Genomic DNA, 22063 nt, shown 5'->3' with positions numbered 1-22063 from the left:
GCTTAGGACTCCTTCTGCGAGACGGCGTTTTGCGACTGTTGTGATGATGTCAACGGAGCGACCGCAGTGCCCGGCGCGATGCGATGCACGCCATCGGCAATGAGCCTGTCACCGTCCCTGATGGAGCCGCGAACATAGGCACGATTGCCGCTGACATGGAGAACCTCAACGACTTCGCGAAGGGCCAGGGTGTTTCCCTCGCGCCCGCGCAAGGCCAGTACCGTCCAGATACCTCGCTCACCTTCGATAAGGGCAGAGAGTGGTAGCCATCCGCCGGTTTCCGGTTCGGTGCGGGGGACACTGACGGACACCGGTTCACCGTCAAAGGCGTCGACATCCTCGGGCAGCGAAAAGATAGCAACCGTGGTCATACTGACGGGGTTGACGTCCGAGCGTACCGCGATAAGCGGCGCCCTCAGGGACCGCTTACGCCATCGCAGGGGGTAGCTTTCACCGACAGTCAGGTATTGCGCCTGCTCTACCGCAACGCCGATGTGCGCTTCGCGGTTTTCCAGAGAGGTCAGGGTAAACACCGGAGCGCCAGGCTGGGTGACGGCACCACGGTCCAGTAGTTGACGGCCTATTCTTGCGGCATAGGGCGCACGGAGTACTGACTTCTCGAGATCTATTTCCAGGGAGTCCAGTCTCGCCTGCGCGGCGGACAGTGCGGATTCAACCGCTTTTTCTGCCAGCCGCGTGTCATCAAAGAGCTGTGCAGAAATGGCGCCGCTTTCTACCAGGGGGGCCTGGCGCACGGTGCGTGCGCTCGCCAACTCCAGTTCGGCTCTGGCCTGATCGACCGTTGAAGCGGCTGCACGGCGGCGTGCCTCCAGCGACTGGGTATCCAGTTTCGCGAGAGCAGTGCCGGCCTCAACCGCCTGTCCCTCACGGACGAGTACCTCGGCAATCGCGCCGGGCACCTCGAAGCCGACCTGGCTTCGGCTTGCCGCCTGCACGAGCCCCAAAAACTTTTGCTCTCGCTGAAAGTCCGGCTGTTCCACAAATTCTGTCTGTACAACGGGCATGGGCGCGCGGAGAGCTGTGCTTTGTTCGGCGGACACCCGGGCGTGAAGAGCCACGGTTACCACTCCGGTGATGGATACTGCGATGGCGAGGGCCATAGCGCTGCCGGTCCAGCGGGTTTGCAGAGGTTTGCCTGTCATGGGGGCTGTCCTGAGAAGTTCTAATGTTACGAATCATAACATTTATGTTAAAGGTATTAACATCTACGTCACAAGCACGCGTTTTGGATGAGGCTCCTTGAATAATTCGCGATTTTGGCCTCACGATCCCAAACAGATGCCTGACAAAAGAGCGTGTGGTTTTGCGCCTTGCTACCGCGAAGCCTTTTGGCGACAATGCGCGTCCCCGCTAGTTGGGGTATTAGGGTGGCCCGGGCGGTCCCCTCGCAATGTCAGGCAGTGAACTCCGCCAGGCCCGGAAGGGAGCAACGGTAATTGCTGGTACATGTGCCGGGGTGTGGCTGTCCGGGCCGCTTCCATTTGGGCTCGGGATCCGCCCTGAATCACCAGAGTCAGAGGTGACGAACCGGTAAACGGGGCGTCTATTAACGGAAAAAACATGTCCTATCAGGTGCTGGCGCGCAAATGGCGCCCGGCCACATTCGATGCCCTGGTCGGCCAGGAGCATGTGCTGCAGGCCCTGCGTCATGCGCTGGACAGCAATCGTTTGCACCATGCTTATTTGTTCACCGGCACACGGGGTGTGGGCAAGACAACCATCGCCAGAATCCTGGCACGCAGCCTGAATTGCGAGAACGGCATAAGCGCAACGCCCTGCGGCGAATGCAGCAGTTGCGTCGAGATCAGCGAGGGGCGCAGTGTCGACCTCATTGAAGTGGATGCAGCGTCGCGCACCAAGGTCGAAGATACCCGCGAGCTACTGGACAATGTGCAGTACGCGCCAACCCGCTCCCGCTTCAAGGTCTACCTCATTGACGAGGTGCACATGCTGTCCGGGCACTCTTTTAATGCGCTGTTAAAGACGCTTGAAGAGCCGCCGGAGCATGTTAAGTTTCTCCTTGCTACGACGGATCCCCAAAAGCTGCCGGCGACGGTGTTGTCCCGCTGTCTGCAGTTTAATCTCAAGAATATGTCTGCCCAGCGCGTGGTAGAGCACCTCCGTGATGTACTTACGCAGGAACAGGTGGAGTTTGATGATGCCGCCCTATGGCAGTTGGGACGGGCCGCGTCCGGTAGCATGCGTGATGCGCTGAGTCTCACGGATCAGGCCATCGCCTTTGGCGACGGTAGTCTCCGCGATGCGGAAGTCGCCAGCATGTTGGGCTCGGTGGATCGGCGCCATATCTATGATCTCCTCGAAGCACTCCTTGGCGATGATGCGCAGGCGCTGATTGCGGTCTGCGCGCACATGGACGAGCAGGGGGTTGATTTCGCCTCTGCGGTGGATGAGCTCACCAGTGTGCTTCACCGCTGCGCCCTGGCGCAGGCAGTTCCCGGAGCCATAGATCCGGAGTTTGGGGATGCCCAGCGAGTAGCCGATCTTGGGGGACGTATGACAGCGGAAGATGTTCAGCTGTTTTACGAACTGGCGCAGAGTGCACGAGCCCAGGTTGTGCATGCCAGTGATCCGAGGGCCGCTTTTGAAATGCTGAGTCTTCGCTTGCTGGCGTTTCGTCCCGTGTCGGTACTGGACCCGGATTTGTCCGCAGACGACCTCATGGATGCTTCTCCGTCGGCCCCGGAGGCCGACAATGGCCCAAAAAAGCCTGAGCCGCCTCCGGCGGCAGACGTTAGTCCGGTAGCAAATCCGCAGGCCCCGGCAATACCGGATACAACGGCACCTGACGCCGCGGTCATCGACGCCCCCGGCTCGGGGCCTCCGTCGGGACAGGCTCCCTGGTATGAGACGCTGGCAGCGCTGCAACTCAGTGGCAGTGCACTCAATATCGCGTCCCACTGTATCGTTGAAAACGTGGTGGAGACTCCCGGGGGTGAATCCTGGCAGCTGAGACTGGATGAGAGTCGGGCCAACCTGTTTAATGAGCGGCACATCGGCATGGTGGCCAAGGCCTTGTCGGATTGGCGCCAGAGGCCCTGTGACGTTTCCATCACGCCGGGGCCCGTGAGTCAGGAGACCCCTGCCATGCGAAGGCTGCGCCTGGAGGCGGAGCGCCAGGAAGTGGCAGTAACAGAAATTAACGAAGATCCACGAATCAAAAAACTGGTTCAGGAGTTTGACGCGACGGTACTGCGCGATTCAGTCACCGTTGATCTGCCTTGATGGTGGTCAAATGTTTGAATCGGTTTCAGGAGAGCGAATGATATGAAAGGCGGTATGGGCGACATCATGCAGCAGGCGCAGAAGATGCAGGCTGAAATGCAAAAGGCACAGGAAGCCATGGCCGATCTTGAAGTCGTCGGCGAGTCCGGCGCCGGATTGGTCTCCGTCACCATGACCGGCAAGCACGACGTGCGTCGTGTCGCTATAGATCCCAGCGTGCTCAGCGAAGAAAAGTCCGTTCTGGAGGACCTTCTCGCGGCGGCCGTTAACGATGCCGTGCGTCGTGTGGAAGAGAGCAATCGCAAAGCCATGCAGGATCTGACGGGGGGCATGTCCTTGCCCGCCGGTTTCAAGTTTCCCTTCTGATGCAGCGTTTCAGCCCCGCCATGGACGCCCTGATCGAGTCACTGCGTTGCCTGCCGGGCGTCGGGCCCAAGTCCGCCCAGCGAATGGCCCTGCATTTGCTGGAGCGCAACCGGGAAGGTGCCTCCACCCTGAGTCGCTCTCTTGCCGACGCGGTGGAGCGGGTCGGGCGCTGTCAGCAATGTCGCAACCTGGCCGAGGCCGTGCTCTGTGGAATCTGCGCGGACACGCGGCGGGATTCGTCGTTGTTGTGCATTGTGGAAACGCCAGGGGATATTCTGGCCATCGAGCAGGCGGGTGGCTATAGAGGACGCTATTTTGTCCTTATGGGGCACCTGTCGCCCATCGATGGTATCGGCCCCGAGGAGATCGGCTTGCCGCTTCTGGAGGCCCTGGCACGGGACGGTGAGGTGCAGGAAGTGATTCTGGCCACCAATCCCACCGTGGAAGGCGAGGCCACGGCGTACTACATCACCCGCATGCTTGAGCCGCTCATTCCTCGCATGTCGCGTATCGCCCATGGGGTTCCCCTTGGAGGAGAGCTTGAGTATGTGGACGGATCCACGCTGGCGCATGCTTTTTCAGGTCGCCAGCCGGTGCCAGGCTCATGAGCTGGACCCTTATAGATAGTGACGAGGGCTTGCAGACGGCGCTGGTTTCTCTGGCCGGTGCCGACGAGATTGCGGTAGACACGGAGTTTATGCGCCGCAATAGCTATTATCCACACATAGCATTGCTGCAATTGTGCACAGACGATCACGCCTGGCTTATCGATCCCCTGAAGATTACGTCCCTTGAGAGTCTGCGCACGCTGATGACCGACAGCAGCTGTGTCAAAGTTCTGCATTCCTGCAGTGAGGACCTGGAGGTGTTTCGCCATTGGCTGGGCGTGCTGCCATCGCCGCTGGTGGACACCCAGCGCGCCACCGCACTCCTGGGCAAGGGCTTTGGGTTGGGCTATCGGGCGCTGGTGGAGCAGTTGCTGGGCGTCGAGTTGGATAAGGGCGAGACCCGCTCTGACTGGCTCAAGCGTCCCCTCAGCGAGTCCCAGTGCCATTACGCTGCACTGGACGTGCTGGAGTTGGTCCCGGCCTGGAAAATCCTTCGAGAATTGGCGGAGGCGCAGGGCCGCATGCAATGGATTCTGGATGAGGGCGAGGAGGCTATCCGTCTGCTTAAGGATCGCGACGGTCAGATATATCGCCGGGTAAAGTCGGCTTCACGACTCTCCCCACGCCAGCTGGAAGCGCTGCGGCGCCTCTGCGAGTGGCGTGAGGACCTGGCCCGGGCCGTGGATAAACCGCGGGGATGGATCGTCGAGGACAAGGCCTTTCTGGCCATCGCCATGGCTATGCCCGACAATCACGACGCTTTGGCGAGTCTGGACGTATTGCCGGCGTCGGTGCTTCGCAAACAGGGTGACAGTCTCCTTGCCTGTGTGCAAAAGGCGCTGAGGCTGCCCGACGATGAACTTCCCCCTGCGCTGCCGGGTCCCCTGGCAGCGCCCCAGCGCAATCTCCTCAAAGCCCTCCGCGGCGCTGCCAGGACCATTGCAGCAGAGTTGAACGTGGCGCCCGAAATATTAATTTCCAGCGCGGATTTAGAGCTTATCCTTCGGGAGGCGTCGGGAGAGGTGATCACCGAACCCATGCGCTGGCAGGGCTGGCGGGCAAAGGCGGTGATCGAGCCGCTGCGGGCATCGCTGCCGGGGGCGAATTGAAGATGAAGATTCTGTGCGAAGTGTTTCGAAGTCCTCGCAAGGAAGGGATGTACTTGTTCGTCAAACGCGAGGAGGGACTGGAACGCGTTCCGGAAAACCTGTTATCGGTATTTGGGAGCCCAGAATCTGCCCTGGTCTTCGCTCTGGAGCCCTCGCGCAAGCTGGCGCTGGCAGATACTCAGGCGGTCCTGGCGGCGCTGGATTCCGAAGGTTATTACGTGCAGATGCCACCGGGGAAGCAGGAGGCAGCCCTGGATCAGCGGCGAAAGGCCGCTGTGACAAAGGGGGATGTCGATGCTCACTGAAAGCGCCTATATCACCGCACTGATTCTCTACACCCTGTCCGCAGTTATTGCCGTTGTGCTCATGAATGTCTGGTTGCTCCGCAGCCGCTCGCTCGCGGTGAAGCTAGTAGTTTCTCTTCCAGTGCTGGCGTTTTTGCTGACCCCGGCGCTGATTCAGCCCGAAGCGGACACCTTTGCTCCGGCGCTGATTGTTTTGGCATTCCAATGGCTCAGTCTTGGCAAGGAGGCTGCGGAACACGCGCTCCGGCCACTGTTACTGTTTACGGGCCTTAGCTTTGGACTGGGCCTTATTCTCGCACTGGTTGCACTGTTTCGCAGCCGTGGATCTTCCCGGGATCCGGGGGACCCTCCCGGCAGCGCCTAACTTGCCCGTCCTTGGCAGTGTTGGGTACCCTTGCACGCCTTTTATTTTTGATCAGTGCCGCCCAAGGCGCAGATCCCCGTAATTTTAAAGTGGAGCCCGTCGATGAAGTTTGAAGGTACCGAACGTTACGTAGCGACAGAAGATCTCAGCATGGCAGTTAATGCGGCCGTCGCTCTTCAGCGTCCCCTCCTGATCAAGGGGGAGCCTGGCACGGGTAAGACCATGCTGGCTGAGGAGGTCGCCAGTGGTCTGGGAGTGCCCCTGATCCAGTGGCACATCAAATCCACGACCAAAGCCCAGCAGGGCCTCTACGAGTACGACGCTGTCTCCCGTCTGCGGGACTCCCAGCTGGGTGACGACAAGGTCCACGACGTCAGAAATTACATTAAGAAAGGTAAGCTCTGGGAAGCGTTTACCGCCGAGGAGCAGGTCGTGCTGCTTATCGATGAGGTGGACAAGGCCGATATCGAGTTTCCCAATGATCTGTTGGTAGAACTCGATCGCATGGAATTCTTCGTCTATGAGACCGGAGAGACCATCAAGGCGACACGGCGTCCCATCATTATCATTACCAGCAACAACGAGAAGGAGCTGCCCGATGCCTTTCTCCGTCGATGTTTCTTTCACTTCATCAATTTTCCCGACAAAAGCACCATGGAGCGCATTGTGGACGTGCACTATCCGGGTATCACCCAGACCCTGGTGCAGGAAGCGCTCGAGGTGTTTTTTGATCTGCGCTCCGTACCGGGTCTCAAGAAAAAGCCGTCTACCTCTGAGCTTATCGACTGGCTCAAACTGCTCATGGCCGATGACATCCCTGATGAAATTCTTCGCGAGCGGGATCAATCCAAGGCGATTCCTCCGCTCTACGGTGCGTTGCTGAAGAACGAGCAGGACGTGCATCTCCTTGAGCGGCTTGCGTTCATGCACCGACGAGAGACGCGATAGCGTCTGATCCGGAGGTTTAGGCGTGCTACTTAATTTTTTCAGCTCCCTGCGCGACGTAGGAATTCCGGTCACCACCCGCGAGCTGCTGGACCTCTACGAAGGGCTCAGCAAGCACGTGGCTTTTGGTAGCGCCGACGAGTTCTACTTTTTCAGTCGCACCTGTTTGGTGAAGGACGAAAAATACTTTGATCGTTTTGACAAGGCCTTCGGCGCGCACTTTGAAGAGCTTCAGGACCTGGATGATGTGATCGAGGCGATGATTCCCGATGACTGGCTGCGCAGTGAATTTATGAAGCAGCTCTCAGAGGAAGAAAAAGAAAAAATAGAATCGCTAGGCGGGCTGGAAAAGCTCATCGAAGAGTTCAAAAAGCGTCTGGAAGAACAAAAGAAGCGTCACGAAGGGGGCAACAAATGGGTGGGTACCGGGGGAACCTCACCCTTTGGGCAGGAAGGCTATCACCCGGAAGGTATTCGCGTAGGTCCCAACGGCGGCAACGGAAAAGCGGTGAAGGTCTGGGATCGCCGGGACTTCAAGAATCTGGACGACAGCGTAGAGCTTGGTACGCGCAATATCAAAATGGCGCTTCGTCGCCTGCGCAAATTTGCCCGCAACGGGGCGGCAGATGAGCTCGATCTTGATGACACCATCCGCTCCACGGCACGGAACGCGGGACTTCTGGACATCAAGATGGTGCCCGAACGTCACAACGCGGTAAAAGTACTGTTGTTCTTTGATGTAGGCGGATCCATGGATCCTCATGTGCGGGTTTGCGAGGAGTTGTTTTCGGCGACGCGCACCGAGTTCAAGCACATGGAAAGCTTTTACTTTCACAACTTCTTCTACGAAAGTGTCTGGAAAAATAACGTACGTCGCCATGCGGAGCGTACCAATATGCTGGATATCCTCCACAAGTATGCCCATGACTACAAAGTGATCATCATCGGTGACGCATCCATGTCCCCCTATGAAATTATGCAGCCGGGCGGGTCCGTGGAGCACTGGAACGAGGAAAGTGGTGAGGTTTGGTTTAAGCGTATGCTGGAGACCTACGAAAAGGTTGTGTGGATCAATCCTGTGCCCCAGGAGGAGTGGGAGTTCACCCAGTCGATTTCCATTACCCATCAGCTCATGGATGGGCGTATGCATCCCCTGACGCTGAAAGGGCTCGAGGACGCCATGACCTACCTGTCTCGCTGATCCCGCTGCTTCAAAGGGGCTGTGCGCCGTTGGCAGCGATGTAAGCCACCAGAGCGCCGCTCACAGCGACATTGAGAGATTCGACTCCGTTACTCATGGGTATGCCCAGATTTTCTCCGGGGAGGGCGCTGAGCTCCCTGGAGATGCCATCTGATTCGCCACCGAGCACAAAGAGTGCCTGCCGCGCAAAACCCTCATTGTCAAAAAGACTGCGCCTGCCGTCAGCCTGGAGACGGTACAGGTCAAAGCCGGCGTCACTCAGTTGCCGGGCACCCTGCAAAATTGATTCACAGCGCAGCAGCGGGGCACGAAACACCGTGCCGGCACTGGCCTTGATTACCAGAGGCCCTAGGGCCGGGTTGCCGCGGTCCGCGTAAAGAAGACCCTCAATGCCCGCGGCGGCCGCGCTGCGGATCACCATGCCCATGTTCTGAGGGTTGGTCACGCCATCGAGAGCAAGAAGACGCTGCGGCGTATCGGCCATGCCGCTGGTGAGTATGCCGTTGATATAGTCATGCAGTTCACGCATGGCAGGGCAGTACACATCCAGGGCAACGCCCTGATCCTGTCGGCCATTGCGAGAGATGCGTGCAAGCTCTTCCCGGCTATGATCCCGGCAGTCCAGACCTCTCGCCTGCGCCGCCCGCTGAATATCCCTGATGACACCGCCGCCGCGATTGCTGTGTGCCATATGCAGTATCCGGCAGTCCATGTGTTGGTCCTGCAATGCCTCCAAAACGGCTTTACGCCCATAAATAGTGAGGAAGCGGCGGCGCTCCTGTCGATCCGGTTTGCGATTTTGGCTCATGCTAAGCTCGCCTGATAATAGAGGCGGAATGATGGACGAAGTGACCCTGATTCTCTACAGCACTGAGGGCTGCCACCTTTGTGAAGACGCAGAGGCGTTGTTGTATGCCGCTCAGGCTCAATACTCTCCGTTGCGATGGACGGTAGTCGATATTGCCGATGACGATGCGCTGTTTGAACAATACGGTTGGTTGATACCGGTGTTGCAGGCGGAGGGCGGCACCGATGAACTACGCTGGCCCTTTGACAAGCCAGCGCTGGACGGGTATCTGCGTGATGCGGGGATCGTGCCCTGAAGCTACCCTACGCGGACGGCGAGTACGTCGCAGGTGGCACCGTGTAAAACGCCGTTGGCGGTGGAGCCCATCAGTAGCGCCAGTCCATAGCGGCCATGGCTCCCCACTACGATCAGGCCGGCACTCATTTCTTCGGCCAGCGTATGTATCTCTACCTCCGGACGTCCCAGCACGACATGACGACGCTCTTTGTCTACGCCGTGTTTGGTCGCAAATTTTTCCAGCTGCTGCTCCGCCTGCTGATAGATCTCGTCCTGAATACCCGAAAAGTCCATGGGTATATCCCCACCGTAGGCAAAGCTCAGGGGTTCAATGACGTGGATGATGTGAAGTTCGGCGTCGTTGTTTCGTGTTATAGCGAGCGCGCGCTCTGCTACGGTGTCAGAATCCTCACTAAGATCCACGGCCATGAGAATCTTGCTGTAGTTGGACATTGGCTCTCTCCAGGTCTGCTGTTGTGATTGTGCTGCCTTATCGTAAACAGCGCCGGGTAGGAGGCTTGCAGCCACTGCTGCTAGCATGCTGCCCCACGCTCGTACATTTATAACATAGTGATTTATGTCGAAAACATCGATTGAATCAATGAAACGCGGGAGATTTATGTGGCCTACGCCATTATTGCGCTGATCGTGCTGTTTGCAATGGCGCCGCTGTGGCACTTCATGCCCACCAAGCGCCAGAAACATCAGGCCCGCCTTCGGGAGGCTGCCGCCCTGGCGGGATTGTTTGTGGAGTTCAGGGATTTACCCCTGGGACCTGAGCGGAGCGCGCGTCTGCCGGCCAGTGAGCGCCAGGTGTTGTACTACGGACTACGGCTCCCGGCATCGCGAAAAAAGCCGCGAAAACGACAGGCCTGGTTCAGGGATAATGCGATCTGGCGCAGTCCTACGGGGCGAGACAAACCGCCGGATCTTAGCGAAAAGCTCCCCGAATCCGTGCTCGCCATAGGAATGTCCGAGGAGAGCTGTGGCATCTTCTGGCAGGAGCGTGGCGACGAGAACACCGTGCGCGAAATTGCGGACCTGCTGGAGCAATGGAAGGGTAATCTCTTGCTGCCGTGAGGGGCCGTTCCCTTGACCGCACCGCAGTGGAGCTATATATATGCGCCCCTTCGCCCGTTTCTGCGACGCCTTTTTTTGTTTTTGGATGTCCCGGCTAGCGGTTAATTTGTATTTTTTAGCACAGGCCTGCAACCCCTATGGGTAAATCCCTCGTCATCGTCGAATCACCAGCCAAGGCCAAAACTATCAACAAGTACCTTGGCAATGACTTTGTGGTGAAGTCCAGCGTCGGTCACATCCGTGATCTGCCTACGGCGGGTTCGGCCAAGACCACCGACGCGAAGGAGCGCGCGGCCAAGGCGGCGCAGACGCGCAAGATGTCCCCGGAACAAAAGGCGATCCAAAAGAAAACCCGGGCGCGGGAGCAACTGGTTCGTCGCATGGGCATCGATCCCGACCAGGGTTGGGAAGCGAACTACGAAATTCTCCCGGGCAAAGAAAAGGTGGTTTCTGAGCTTCGCAAGCTGGCGGAAACATCCGACACCGTCTACCTGGCGACGGACCTTGATCGTGAAGGGGAGGCCATTGCCTGGCACCTGCGCGAGGCGATCGGAGGCGATGATGATCGCTATCAGCGTGTGGTCTTCAACGAAATCACGAAAAAAGCCATACAGGATGCATTCTCTGAGCCATCACGCATTGATCAGGCGCGGGTCAACGCTCAGCAGGCGCGACGGTTCCTGGACCGCGTTGTGGGCTACATGGTGTCTCCATTGCTGTGGGCAAAGGTCGCCCGGGGACTGTCCGCGGGTCGCGTGCAGTCGGTAGCGGTGCGTCTGATTGTAGAGCGGGAGCGGGAAATTCGCGCTTTCGTTCCCGAGGAGTACTGGGAGATCCATGCGGACCTTGAGACTAAAGCTGCCGAAAAGGCGCGCTTTGAAGTCCGGCGCATGCGCGGGGAGAAGTTTCGCCCCAACAACGAAAAGGATGCCATGGCGGCGCGAGACGCGCTGGCCGATGCTCAGTACGTCGTCAGTGACCGGGAAGACAAGCCGACACGGTCAAAGCCGCCGGCACCCTTTATTACCTCCACGCTGCAGCAGGCGGCGAGTACGCGCCTGAGCTTCAGCGTCAAGAAAACCATGATGCTGGCGCAGCGTCTCTACGAGGCGGGCTACATTACCTACATGCGAACGGATTCCACGAATCTGAGCGCGGATGCGGTGCAGGCCTGTCGAGACCACATCAAGGCTAATTTTCCCAAGGAGTACCTGCCAGAGCAGGCCGCCCGTTATTCCTCCAGTGACAATGCCCAGGAAGCTCACGAAGCGATCCGTCCTTCGGACGTAAATGTGTTGCAGGGCCATCTCCAGAACATGGAGCGGGATGCGGAACGCCTCTATGAGCTGATCTGGCGGCAGTTTGTGGCCGGTCAAATGCCCGCGGCCGAATACACATCCACCACGATTACCGTGAGCGCTGGTGATTTCCATCTGACCACCCGCGGTCGCATTGTGCGCTTCGATGGTTATACCCGGGTACAGCCGCCCCAGGGTCGCAAAGCAGAGGATACGGTGCTACCTGATCTCTCCAAGGGCGATGAGCTTTCCCTTCTGAAGCTTGATCCGGTGCAGCACTTCACGGCGCCGCCGCCACGGTACGGCGAGGCCAAGCTGGTGAGCGAGTTGGAAAAACGCGGTATCGGACGACCATCGACCTATGCCTCCATTATCTCTACCATCCAGGATCGCGGCTACGTGCGTCTGGAAAACCGGCGTTTTTATGCCGAAAAAATGGGTGAGATTGTCACCGACCGGTTGGAGAGCAGCTTCAGCGATCTGCTGGATTATGGCTTCACCGCGGGTATGGAGGAGCATCTCGACTCCGTGGCTGACGGCAAGCTGGACTGGCGTCAGCTCCTCGATGATTTTTATGCCGAGTTCAAGGAGCGGGTAGAGACCGCGGAGCTTCCCGAGCCCGATGGGATGCAGGCCAACGCGCCCACTATGACGGATATTCCCTGCAAAGCCTGCGGTCGTCCCATGCAGGTCCGCACTGCCAGCACAGGTGTTTTCCTGGGCTGCTCAGGCTACGCGCTGCCGCCGAAGGAGCGCTGTAAAGAAACGGTCAATCTTATTCCCGGCGACGAAGTCATCGACGCGGATGCCGATGATGAGGCCGAGTCTCGCCTGCTGCGCAGTAAGCACCGCTGCCAACTCTGCAATGCGGCCATGGACAGCTATCTCATTGACGAAGAGCGCAAGCTGCATGTCTGCGGCAATAACCCCGATTGTTCCGGCTTTGAGGTGGAGCTGGGTAAATACAAGATCAAGGGCTATGACGGGCCGACGCTGGAATGCGACAAGTGCGGCAACGAAATGCAGCTTAAGACCGGACGCTTCGGTAAATACTTTGGCTGCACCAACAGCGAGTGCAAAAACACGCGAAAGCTCCTGCGCAGTGGCGAGCCCGCACCGCCAAAAATGGATCCGGTGCAGATGCCCGAGCTCATCTGCGAGAAGGTGGAAGATCACTACGTGTTGCGTGATGGCGCGGCGGGGTTGTTCCTTGCCGCCAGCCAGTTCCCAAAACACCGGGAGACTCGGGCGCCCCTGGTAAAAGAGCTGCTGCCCCATAAAGACGAGATTGACCCGAAATATACGTTTCTCTTTGACGCGCCCACGGAGGATGACAGCGGGAATCCTGCGCAGATCCGCTACAGCCGAAAAACCAAAGAACAGTATGTAATGACTGAGGAAGACGGCAAAGCTACGGGCTGGAAAGCCTTTCACGATGGTGGTCGTTGGCAAATTCAGGAAGCGCCGAAGCGGAAGCCCAAAGCCAAAGCCAAAGCCAAAGCCAAATCCACTGCCAAGGGCGGTAAGGGCGCCTAAACAGTGGCGCGTACCCGTGGCGAAGCTAACCGGGCGCTGTACCGCGCGCGCATTCTCCTGGAGGCCTGGGACCGCATGCGCAGCGAACAGCGACACAGCGATGTTGCGCTGATTGACGCCTTTCTGCCCGCAAGCCGTGAGCTGCTAATCGAAGCTTATGGCTGGTTCCTGCTGTCTCTGGCGGGGATTGAAGACTCTGCGAAGGCAACACGGCCGCAAAGCACCGTAGATCTTCCTGCGCCAGACCCGGGTAAGGCGCTCAGCCCTGAGATCGCGGAATTTGCTCAGCTAGAGAAGGGGGGGTGGCTGGCGCAGCTGCTGGCGGACGATGGTAAAGGCGCTCCCGCTGCCCAAAGCGCTCAGGGGGCCGTAGGCGGTCTCCTGGTCAGTGATCGCGAGCCTCTGGGATATCCTGTAGTGGTGGCCTGGGCGGAGGGACTGGCTGCCACAATGGCTCGCATGGATGATTCCTTGTCTGAGTGCTGAGTGCTGAGTGTTTAGTGTTGATTCCAAAGGTCCTGGCAGTCGACTTGTTAGCGGGGGATGAGGGCTGCTACCATTGAATCGCAACTCTCAAATAGAGGTTACTGCGTGCCTACATCTTTGCTCGAGATCGTGGATCTCGGTGATGGCGACATAGTTCTACAACGTGCTGATGATGACAGCGAACCCCTCGTGACCATCAGTTTCTCCGACGAAACCCGTATGTACATCATGGATCAGGGACTGGAAGTGGCTAAAGCCATGATTCAGGCTGGGATCCAGGCGGCCGCGCAAGTGGCGGAACAGGGGGATGTTGAGGTAGAGACCGAGCCGACGCAAACCGCGCCCCGAACCCTGCATTGACTCTTGATTGACCCGGCATGGCAGCGCAGCTGACGGACGCTCGGTCAGCGGCACCTAGTTCAAGCCGATTTAGAGAGTCCGGCGAATAATACCCACACTCAAGCCTTCAATGGCGAAATTGCTTTCCGCAAGATCGACGGCAATCGGAGAGAGGTGGTCGTTTTCAGGCAGAAGCTGCAAATGCTGCTTGTCCCGCCCGCGTTTGAGTCGTTTGACGGTCACTTCGTCGTCGATTCTGGCAACGACAATCGCACCATTGTCAGCAACCGGTGTGCTGTGCACCGCGAGAAGGTCGCCGTCGTGGATCCCCACGTTGATCATACTGTCACCCTCGACTCTCAGGAGATAGTCCGCGGGTGGGTGAAACATGGCGGGGTCGACGGCGCAGTGATCCTCAACGTTTTCCGCGGCCAGGATAGGCTCCCCCGCGGCTACCTTACCCACAATGGGCAAGCCTGCGTCTTCGGGCAGGCGGATACCCCGTGAAGCGCCCGGGACTATCTCAATGGCTCCTTTGCGGGCGAGGGCTTTTAAATGCTCCTCAGCGGCGTTGGCAGACTTGAAGCCGAGCTCCCTGGCTATGTCGGCTCGAGTGGGCGGCATGCCGCTAGCGCCAATATGACGCCGGATAACGTCCAGAACCTGTTCCTGACGGGCGGTAAGCTTGAGCATAAGGCACCTGTGAAAATGTACAGTGCCTGTAATTATATACAGTACTGGGGCGGTGGCAAGCCGCGCTGAAGGCGCCTTTCAAGCGTTTGTACCGCCGTGAAATGTCGGGTTCCGTATCAGGCGGTTAGCTGTCGTCCAGGGCCAGTATCGTGTCCGGCTCGATGGCAGACAGGGGGCTTCCCCACTGGAGGGGATGCATGGCGCCGTCCGGATCTCTTGCATCGGCGTCATCGAGCTCAAAGGCCGTGCGCCAGTCCTCAGGGGCCGCGGCCGGACGCAATTGCAGTTCGGCCCAGACGTCAAGGTCGAAGTCGGCGAGCTCACCATCGAGGTACTGCACCTGAACATTGGCGTCCTCAATATCCAGGGACACGATTTCAAAAAGCTGACCACTCTCGCAATCCTGGTACCAGCGGCCGAGCTTTGGAACAAAATGACTCATGAAAATCCTCCTTCATACCCTTTAAAACTATCAGCTAATCCCCGATGCGCCAGCGCATTTTTTATCGCGGACGGACGGCTGAAGGCGTGGGGCTCCCGTTGCAAAAATCGATGAAGCGAGACTATTCAATCACTTGGCGTTTGACGCGCAGAAAGCGTCTGAGCTTCCAGTGGCACTGTTATACTTTCGCTGCCTTAACGACGATTTCTACATTCTGAAACAGTCTAAAAGCCAGCCGGGAATTTTATGGAATCACAGCTCGCCGTTGCGTTTGCACACGTTGCCAATAGTCTGAATCTGCCCTGGGTATGGGTGGCCGCCGGTGGCCTGCTGCTCATTGCGCTGGTGGGTCAATGGATTATCGGCGCATTATTTCGACGACTGCACCGATTTGCGGAGCAGTCCGAGCAGCAGTGGGATGATGCCTTTGTGCTTGCGCTCATTTCCCCTGCCAAGCTCGCCTGGTGGTTGCTGCTCCTGACGTTGCTTTTTGCGCTGCTGCCTGCTCTGGCGTCGGTCAGAGCGCTTGCACTCACCGCACTGCATGCATCACTGGTGTTGCTGGTGCCCTGGTTTCTCCACCGGCTCATTGCCAATGTCGAGGAACAGGTCATCGTTGCAAAGTTCTCTGATGGCGCCTCGGTGGACAAGGCCACGGTGCGTTCCACGGCGCGATTACTTCGGGTGGCTCTCTGGCTGATCACCGCATTGATGTTGTTGCAGACCCTCGGCGTGTCCGTCTCCGGCCTGCTGGCCTTCGGCGGCATAGGCGGCATCGCCGTGGGCTTCGCGGCCAAGGATCTCCTCGCCAATTTTTTTGGCGGCCTCGGGATTTACATGGACCGGCCTTTTACCATTGGTGACTGGGTACGTTCTCCGGATCGCTCTCTGGAAGGCACTGTCGAGGAAATAGGTTGGCGCGTGACACAGATTCGCACTTTTGATAAGCGACCGATCTATGTTCCCAATGCGGTTTTCAGCCAGATCATTATTGAAAACCCCTCGCGCATGCAGAATCGGCGCATCTACGAGAAGTTCGGTTTGCGCTATGGCGACAGCCGCAGCCTGCGGCCGGTCATTGATGCCATTCGGGACATGGTCAACAAGCATCCTGATATAGATACAAGGCAAACCATTATCGTGAACTTCGAATCTTTTGGCGGCTCGTCTCTGGACTGTTTTCTCTACTGTTTTACGCGCACTACCAACTGGGTGGAGTATCACGACGTCAAACAGGACGTGTTGATAAACGTTCTGGAAATAGTGCATGCGCAGGGCGCTGACATCGCGTTCCCCACACGAACATTGCACATGCAGGATCCCGCAGGGACGGATTCTCCATGAGCCTTGGGCTGATTGGCGGCACGGGGCTGAGTTCCCTGTCCGGATTGCAGGTGATGGCGTCCCACGCCATCGCTACGCCCTACGGCGCGCCGTCCATGGCGATTGAGGAGGGGGTGTTGGCTGGCAAGAAAATCTTTTTTCTTCATCGTCACGGGGGCGGCGGGCAGCCGGTTCCGCCGCATCGAGTCAACTACCGGGCCAACCTCTGGGCGCTGAATGAGCTCGGTGTAGACAGGATTCTTGCGGCTAACGCCGTGGGGGCCGTCACCCCTTCCATGACCGCAGGCAAGCTCGTGATACCTCATCAGCTTATCGACTACACCTGGGGGCGGGAGCACAGTTTTGATGATGGCAGCAGTGGCTCGCTCCAGCATGTGGACTTTACCCATCCCTACGACTCGGCTTTGAGAGACGAGGTTCTCCGGGCGGCGGGCGCGGCAAAGGTGCCCCACGTGGATGCTGCAGTGCTCGGTGTGGTTCAGGGGCCGAGACTCGAAACGGCCGCCGAGGTCACACGGTTTGCCCGGGATGGCTGTGATTTACTGGGAATGACCGGGATGCCGGAAGCATCGCTGGCGAGAGAATTAGGTATTCCCTATGCGGCGATCTGCATGGTGGTCAATGCCGCTGCAGGCCTCAGCGATACGCCTATTGCCATGGACGCCATACGGGAAACCTTGCTCAAGGAGACAGCGCTCTTCACAGCTTTGCTCACCGTCTTTCTCGAGCAGTCGTCCTAGCGCTCCTTGTCCACAGACTCCTCAGCGGAGGGTGGCAGCACCTCTACGGGTAGCGCGTGCCGTTCCCGGAAGTCGCGTAGCTCCGGCGACCGTAGTGGCAGTGCGTCTTCGCTCATGGGGGTTATTTTTACGATGACGCCGATCACCGGGTGATCAAGATAGTGGATCTCCCCGGAACGCATGCGCCGCGTCTGGCGATGCACGATGGCGTGGCGCCAGGGATAGGGAGGTGATTCGAGAATATCTTCCGACGAGGATTCCCCAGTCTGTATTTCCTCCGACGAAGGTGATGCTTGCGGTACATCGCCGCCAGCTATGGGAGACGTCAGGGGGGCTTCGCTCGCGACCATGTTTTCGGGCTCCGGCGCTGGCGCCCAGGGGTCCATGGGATTGCCGCCCAGTGTTTTTGCGGTGAGTGATGCCGGGGCGAGAGGCGGCGCATCTATCTGCCAACCCGCGGGCAGATAGTCCCCCAGAGTGTTGAGCCAAAGATCGAGCACGATGTGCAGGTAGCGGGATCGATATATCTGCAGGCTACCCTGGAGGGCGGGCCAGTCCGTGCTGTCCATATCCCCGGAGCGATCAATGATTAAAGCAGGCGTTGCCTCCTGCTCATCCAGCATGGCCCACCAGCTGCCATGAAACATCACGCGCTGCCCACGGCGACGGAGACTCCGCGCCTGCGCGCGGAACTCGAGGCTGTCCCTATCCAGCAGCTCATAGGGCAGGCTGAGCACCGGGCTCGTGAGATCTACCGTGGGTTCGTTGGGATCAAGAAGCGGATCGTCGGGGTCAAGGCTGGGGCCGTTGGGGTCGACGTCGGCAAGGGGATCAACGCTGTCCTCGTCGGCGGGGAGAAGCTCGTCCAGAGCTTCATCCGGTGCACCACTCAAGTCTCCATCGCCTTCGGGCAGGGGCACGGTGATGGTATCGGGCCGGTTATGATCGAGGAGTTCCTCAATGGGTGCGGGCACGCGAAGCGTCTGCTTCCCCTGGGCATCGATGCGACTCTCGAAGGCAAGGCTTTCTTCGAACCGCCGATCGGCCATTGCTGAATCCAGCAAATAACGGTGGCGCTCGGGATAATCAAGCACGGGGAGGGGATCCCACTGTTCCGCGCCCTGGCTTTCGGCGTCTTCCCGCACGAAGATCAGCACCTCGGTTCGGTACCAGTTCTCGGCGAGTTCTTCGGGGACCTCGGCTGTTGCACTCATGCTTAGCAGTGCAACAACCACCAGCAGTGCGCGAGGCGCAATGCAAAGGTCAGGCTGCCTCATTCAAAGCCTCCCCGGCGAGCCGTTGTAAAAGATCCCGGGCAAGGACTTCCCGCTCCTTGATATCCGGTAGTGGTCGATCGACACGCAGTCGCGTAGGGCCCGCGAGGCGGTAGTGCAGGGGTTGTTCCTGTACCAGGGTGACGAGCTGGAGGGGATCAACGTTGGTGTTATCCATAAAGTCGATATGTCCTCCGCCCTCGCCAAGCTCCAGGGCCTTGATGCCACATCGCTGCGCCAGCAGTCGAAGGGAGCTGGCAATAAACAGCCCCTTTACCGGCGGTGGCAACAGTCCGAAGCGATCAATCATTTCTACCTGCATTTCCCGAAGCGCGGCATCATTCTCGCAGGCTGCGATGCGCTTGTAGAGTATGAGGCGCATGTTGGGGTCTGGAAGATAGTCGTCGGGAATCAGCGCCGGACTGTGCAGATTGACCTCAGTAATTGCCTGCAGCGGCGCATCGACGTCGGGAATGTCGCCCCGTCTCAGTGCCTCAACGGCCTGGCGAAGGAGCTGGGAATACATGGCAAAACCGACGCTCTGGATTTGACCGCTCTGCTCATCGCCGAGAAGTTCTCCGGCGCCCCGAATCTCCAGGTCGTGGGTTGCCAGCTGATAGCCCGCGCCAAGATCGCCCGCGGCCTCGATGGCCTCCAGACGCTTGCTGGCATCTGTGGTCATGGCCGATGCCGGTGGGCACAGGAGGTAGGCATAAGCCTGGTGATGGGAGCGTCCGACACGACCCCGGAGCTGGTGCAGCTGCGCGAGACCGAATTTATCGGCCCGGTCGATGATGATTGTATTGGCATTGGGGATGTCAATGCCCGTTTCGATGATGGTTGAACAGACCAGAATATGGTGGTGCTGGTGATAAAAATCAGACATCACCCGCTCCAGCTGGGTTTCATGCATCTGACCGTGGGCCACGGCTACGGAAAGATCCGGTAGCAAATCCCTTAAAGCCTGGGCGCGTTGCTCGATGGTGCGCACCTCGTTGTGCACGTAGAACACCTGCCCGCCGCGCAGAGACTCCCGTAACACCGCTTCCTTGATCAGGCCGTGATCTTGCTCTCTTACAAAAGTCTTGATGGAAAGCCTACGCGCTGGCGGTGTGGCGATGATAGAGAGGTCACGCATACCCCCCAGGGCCATGTTCAGCGTGCGGGGTATGGGCGTCGCGGTGAGCGTGAGAATATCCACCTCGGCGCGCAGTGCCTTGATGCTGTCTTTCTGGCGCACCCCAAATCGATGCTCTTCGTCAATGATCAGCAGACCCAGATCCGCAAATTTAATATCGCTCTGGATAAGCTTGTGCGTGCCGATGAGTATATCCACGTCTCCCGACTCCAGGCGTTTGGCGATTTCCCGGGTGTCAGAAGCGGCGCGAAAACGCGAAATCACCTCGATTTTTACCGGCCAGTTGGCAAAACGATCCCGAAAGGAGTTGTAGTGCTGCTGGGCGAGAAGGGTGGTGGGGACCAGTACTGCGACCTGTCGAGCGTTTGCCGTGGCGATAAATGCGGCGCGCATGGCGACCTCGGTTTTCCCAAAGCCCACATCGCCACAGACAAGCCGGTCCATGACTCCTTTGCCACACATGTCGGCTTCTACCGCATCGATGGCCGCTGCCTGGTCGGGGGTTTCCTCAAAGGGAAAGCCCGCGGCAAATTTTTCGTAGTCGTCGTCCGGACTTGCGAACTGCACGCCTTCCCGGGCCTCGCGGCGAGCGTAGACCTCCAGGAGCTGAGCCGCCACATCGTTGGCCTTTTCCCGCGCTTTACGCTGGGCTTTCTCCCACTGCTCAGAGCCAAGGCGGTGAAGGGGCGCATGCTCAGGGTCACTTCCGGCGTAACGACTGATGAGCTGCAGAGACGAGACGGGAACATACAGTTTGGACTGGTCCGCATACTCCAGTGTCAGGAACTCCGCAGCGGCACCGTCCACATCCAGATGGGTAAGGCCCACGTAGCGTCCGATACCGTGCTCCGCATGAACCACGGGAGAGCCTTCCCGCAGCTCGTTGAGATCACGGAAGATGGCTTCGGGGTCGAGGGCGTCCCGGCCACGGCGGCGTCGACGCTGGGCAACCCGCTCTCCAAATAACTGGGTTTCCGTTATCAGCATGGGTGCCGTCGGACCGAGATTAATGCCCCGGTCGATGGGCGCTACGGCAAGTGCAAAATCCACGCTGGAATTTATGAAGTCATGCCAGCTGGCGACTTCCCGGGGTGGTTTGCCCAGAGACTCCAGGAGAATCTCGCGCCGGCCTTCGGTTTCGGCGCAAAGCAACACCGGGCCCCTGTGATCCTTGAGTAGTGTCTGCAGCCGGGTGGACAGGCCGGTCTCGTTTTCTCCGTCCAGTAGCTGAGGCGGCGGCTCCGTGTTTGCGGCGATATGCGCCGGCGCCTCGGCGCTTGGGCGCAACTCGAGTACCGCATGTTGTTTGAGTGCCTGAAAGAGCTCCTCCACCGGCATGAAGAGCTCCGCGGGAGACAGCAGGGGCCGCCGCGGATCCACCCCGTAGTCCGTGAAACGTCGGGAAGCCTCCTCCCAGAAACGCGAGGCAGCGCTGTAATGATCGCCGAGAGTGAGCAGCGCTGCGTTGTCCGGCAGGTAGTCCAGCAATGACTCGCAGTTGTCAAAGAACAGGGGCAAGTAGTATTCGGCCCCTCCCGGCGCACGACCCTCACTCAGCTCTGTGAATACGGGACATTGATCGTGATCTACGTCAAAGCGCGCGTACCAGCGTTGTTGAAACGCACGTATCCCCGGCTTATCCAGAGGAAACTCCCGGGCGGGGAGCAAATCCACCCGGGGCAGTTTTTCGATGGTTCGCTGGCTCTCGGGATCGAAGCTGCGGAGGCTGTCGATCTCATCGTCCAGAAGGTCGATGCGCAAAGGTAGCTTGCTGCCCATGGGGTAGATGTCCATGAGCGAGCCGCGAACCGCGAATTCACCATGCTCGTACACTGTGTCCACGACGCGATAGCCGTTTTTGGACAGAGCAGTACGGAGGGCGTCGATGTCCAGAGACTGGCCTTCCTCCAGAATAAGGCTGTTCCCTTCGATGTAGTGCCGTGGAGGCAGTCTCTGCATGAGCGCCGCGATGGGGAGCAGCAGCACGCCGCGATGGGTCTCCGGCAGTCGGTGGAGCGTTCGCAGGCGCTCGGACACTATGTCCTGGTGGGGTGAGAAATTATCGTAGGGCAGGGTTTCCCAGTCGGGCAGCTGGAGGATTTCGCAGTCCTCGGGCAGAAAAAACGGTAATTCCCGGGCGAGCATCTGTGCTTGCGCCGTATCTTCCGTAAACACCACGAGCAAACGCTCCGCCGCCGCCAGCTCTGCGATACACAGAGATGCGGTGCTGCCGTAGAGCGGTCCAATGGCTGTGCGGGAGCCGGTCTTCGTCGGCCAGGGACAGGATCCCAGCAGTGGTGCAAATAGCATAGTGTCGGAGTGGTTCGGCGGCTTGCGGGCGGCCATTGTAGAGCGAGGTGGGGCGGGCCTCCAAACTGTGAAGGACACAACATTTGTCATGTTGCGGGCGCAGGAGCGCGCAGGGATAATGCGCGGCGACCAACAGT

At 58.8% G+C, this 22063-nt stretch carries 22 protein-coding genes and 1 other RNA gene; 16 read left to right on the top strand and 7 right to left on the bottom strand.

What is annotated here, in order from left to right; genetic code table 11:
* Positions 1 to 2: 2 nt before the first annotated feature.
* Positions 3 to 1163, bottom strand: a complete 1161-nt coding sequence (locus tag ACTG3T_RS07810; RefSeq protein WP_439101703.1) for an efflux RND transporter periplasmic adaptor subunit — start codon at positions 1161 to 1163, stop codon at positions 3 to 5.
* Positions 1164 to 1395: 232 nt separating this feature from the next.
* Between ACTG3T_RS07810 and ffs the strand changes: the two genes are divergently transcribed.
* The 9 genes from ffs (at position 1396) to ACTG3T_RS07765 (ending at position 8162) form a co-directional block, all read left to right on the top strand.
* Positions 1396 to 1492: signal recognition particle sRNA small type (ffs, locus tag ACTG3T_RS07805), an RNA gene on the top strand.
* Positions 1493 to 1581: 89 nt separating this feature from the next.
* A complete protein-coding gene (gene dnaX / locus ACTG3T_RS07800) occupies positions 1582 to 3264 on the top strand; it encodes a DNA polymerase III subunit gamma/tau (protein WP_439101702.1) in 1683 nt (560 codons plus the stop codon).
* 42 nt (positions 3265 to 3306) lie between these two features.
* Positions 3307 to 3630, top strand: coding sequence for a YbaB/EbfC family nucleoid-associated protein (locus ACTG3T_RS07795; protein WP_439101701.1), 324 nt, complete (start codon positions 3307 to 3309; stop codon positions 3628 to 3630).
* Positions 3630 to 4238, top strand: a complete 609-nt coding sequence (gene recR / locus ACTG3T_RS07790) for a recombination mediator RecR (protein ID WP_439101700.1) — start codon at positions 3630 to 3632, stop codon at positions 4236 to 4238. The genes ACTG3T_RS07795 and recR overlap by 1 nt, the downstream gene beginning before the upstream one ends.
* The gene (gene rnd / locus ACTG3T_RS07785; RefSeq protein ID WP_439101699.1) at positions 4235 to 5347 is read left to right on the top strand and encodes a ribonuclease D; all 1113 of its coding nucleotides are present in this window, start codon (positions 4235 to 4237) and stop codon (positions 5345 to 5347) included. Before recR ends, rnd begins: the two co-directional genes overlap by 4 nt.
* A gap of 2 nt (positions 5348 to 5349) precedes the next feature.
* The gene (locus tag ACTG3T_RS07780; RefSeq protein WP_439101698.1) at positions 5350 to 5652 is read left to right on the top strand and encodes a YcgL domain-containing protein; all 303 of its coding nucleotides are present in this window, start codon (positions 5350 to 5352) and stop codon (positions 5650 to 5652) included.
* Entirely contained in the window at positions 5642 to 6016 is a 375-nt protein-coding gene (locus ACTG3T_RS07775) for a hypothetical protein (RefSeq protein ID WP_439101697.1), read from the top strand. Before ACTG3T_RS07780 ends, ACTG3T_RS07775 begins: the two co-directional genes overlap by 11 nt.
* A 102-nt stretch (positions 6017 to 6118) precedes the next feature.
* Complete coding sequence (locus tag ACTG3T_RS07770; RefSeq protein ID WP_439101696.1) at positions 6119 to 6964, top strand: AAA family ATPase; 846 nt, start codon at positions 6119 to 6121, stop codon at positions 6962 to 6964.
* 22 nt (positions 6965 to 6986) lie between these two features.
* A complete protein-coding gene (locus tag ACTG3T_RS07765; protein ID WP_439101695.1) occupies positions 6987 to 8162 on the top strand; it encodes a vWA domain-containing protein in 1176 nt (391 codons plus the stop codon).
* Positions 8163 to 8172: 10 nt separating this feature from the next.
* Here ACTG3T_RS07765 and ACTG3T_RS07760 read toward each other — a convergent pair whose 3' ends face one another.
* Positions 8173 to 8970, bottom strand: coding sequence for a TrmH family RNA methyltransferase (locus tag ACTG3T_RS07760; RefSeq protein ID WP_439101694.1), 798 nt, complete (start codon positions 8968 to 8970; stop codon positions 8173 to 8175).
* 28 nt (positions 8971 to 8998) lie between these two features.
* Here ACTG3T_RS07760 and ACTG3T_RS07755 point away from each other — a divergent pair, with 28 nt between their 5' ends.
* A complete protein-coding gene (locus ACTG3T_RS07755) occupies positions 8999 to 9265 on the top strand; it encodes a glutaredoxin family protein (RefSeq protein WP_439101693.1) in 267 nt (88 codons plus the stop codon).
* 2 nt (positions 9266 to 9267) lie between these two features.
* Here the strand turns inward: ACTG3T_RS07755 and ACTG3T_RS07750 are convergent, their stop codons facing one another.
* On the bottom strand, positions 9268 to 9699 hold the full coding sequence (locus ACTG3T_RS07750; RefSeq protein ID WP_439101692.1) for a universal stress protein: 432 nt from the start codon (positions 9697 to 9699) through the stop codon (positions 9268 to 9270).
* A gap of 168 nt (positions 9700 to 9867) precedes the next feature.
* On the opposite strand from ACTG3T_RS07750, the gene ACTG3T_RS07745 reads away from it, so the two are divergent.
* The 4 genes from ACTG3T_RS07745 to ACTG3T_RS07730 all read left to right on the top strand — a co-directional run bounded on the left by ACTG3T_RS07745 (position 9868) and on the right by ACTG3T_RS07730 (position 14006).
* Complete coding sequence (locus ACTG3T_RS07745; protein WP_439101691.1) at positions 9868 to 10326, top strand: hypothetical protein; 459 nt, start codon at positions 9868 to 9870, stop codon at positions 10324 to 10326.
* 137 nt (positions 10327 to 10463) lie between these two features.
* Entirely contained in the window at positions 10464 to 13160 is a 2697-nt protein-coding gene (topA, locus tag ACTG3T_RS07740; RefSeq protein ID WP_439101690.1) for a type I DNA topoisomerase, read from the top strand.
* Positions 13161 to 13163: 3 nt separating this feature from the next.
* On the top strand, positions 13164 to 13646 hold the full coding sequence (locus ACTG3T_RS07735) for a hypothetical protein (RefSeq protein ID WP_439101689.1): 483 nt from the start codon (positions 13164 to 13166) through the stop codon (positions 13644 to 13646).
* 105 nt (positions 13647 to 13751) lie between these two features.
* Positions 13752 to 14006 (top strand): hypothetical protein, encoded by a 255-nt coding sequence (locus ACTG3T_RS07730; protein WP_439101688.1) that lies wholly within the window; start codon positions 13752 to 13754, stop codon positions 14004 to 14006.
* Between the two features lie 69 nt (positions 14007 to 14075).
* On the opposite strand, the gene lexA is transcribed toward ACTG3T_RS07730, so the two are convergent.
* Positions 14076 to 14678, bottom strand: a complete 603-nt coding sequence (lexA, locus tag ACTG3T_RS07725) for a transcriptional repressor LexA (protein ID WP_439101687.1) — start codon at positions 14676 to 14678, stop codon at positions 14076 to 14078.
* A 124-nt stretch (positions 14679 to 14802) separates the two neighbouring features.
* Positions 14803 to 15120, bottom strand: a complete 318-nt coding sequence (locus tag ACTG3T_RS07720) for a DUF6763 family protein (protein ID WP_439101686.1) — start codon at positions 15118 to 15120, stop codon at positions 14803 to 14805.
* A 246-nt stretch (positions 15121 to 15366) separates the two neighbouring features.
* On the opposite strand from ACTG3T_RS07720, the gene ACTG3T_RS07715 reads away from it, so the two are divergent.
* Both ACTG3T_RS07715 and ACTG3T_RS07710 read left to right on the top strand, forming a co-directional pair.
* Entirely contained in the window at positions 15367 to 16464 is a 1098-nt protein-coding gene (locus tag ACTG3T_RS07715) for a mechanosensitive ion channel family protein (protein ID WP_439101685.1), read from the top strand.
* The gene (locus tag ACTG3T_RS07710) at positions 16461 to 17204 is read left to right on the top strand and encodes an S-methyl-5'-thioinosine phosphorylase (protein ID WP_439101684.1); all 744 of its coding nucleotides are present in this window, start codon (positions 16461 to 16463) and stop codon (positions 17202 to 17204) included. The genes ACTG3T_RS07715 and ACTG3T_RS07710 overlap by 4 nt, the downstream gene beginning before the upstream one ends.
* Here the strand turns inward: ACTG3T_RS07710 and ACTG3T_RS07705 are convergent.
* Positions 17201 to 18481, bottom strand: coding sequence for a CsiV family protein (locus tag ACTG3T_RS07705; protein ID WP_439101683.1), 1281 nt, complete (start codon positions 18479 to 18481; stop codon positions 17201 to 17203). The two genes, ACTG3T_RS07710 and ACTG3T_RS07705, sit on opposite strands and share 4 nt — an antisense overlap.
* Positions 18468 to 21926: a transcription-repair coupling factor gene (mfd, locus tag ACTG3T_RS07700; RefSeq protein ID WP_439101682.1), complete on the bottom strand. Its 3459-nt coding sequence runs from the start codon at positions 21924 to 21926 to the stop codon at positions 18468 to 18470. The genes ACTG3T_RS07705 and mfd overlap by 14 nt, the downstream gene beginning before the upstream one ends.
* Between the last annotated feature and the right edge of the window lie 137 nt (positions 21927 to 22063).

The sequence above is a fragment of the Congregibacter sp. genome, assembly GCF_965660375.1.
In the GTDB taxonomy this organism is placed as follows: Bacteria; Pseudomonadota; Gammaproteobacteria; order Pseudomonadales; family Halieaceae; genus Congregibacter.
The sequence above is the reverse complement of the archived record's forward strand: the minus strand, read 5'-3'. Positions and strand labels throughout refer to the sequence as shown.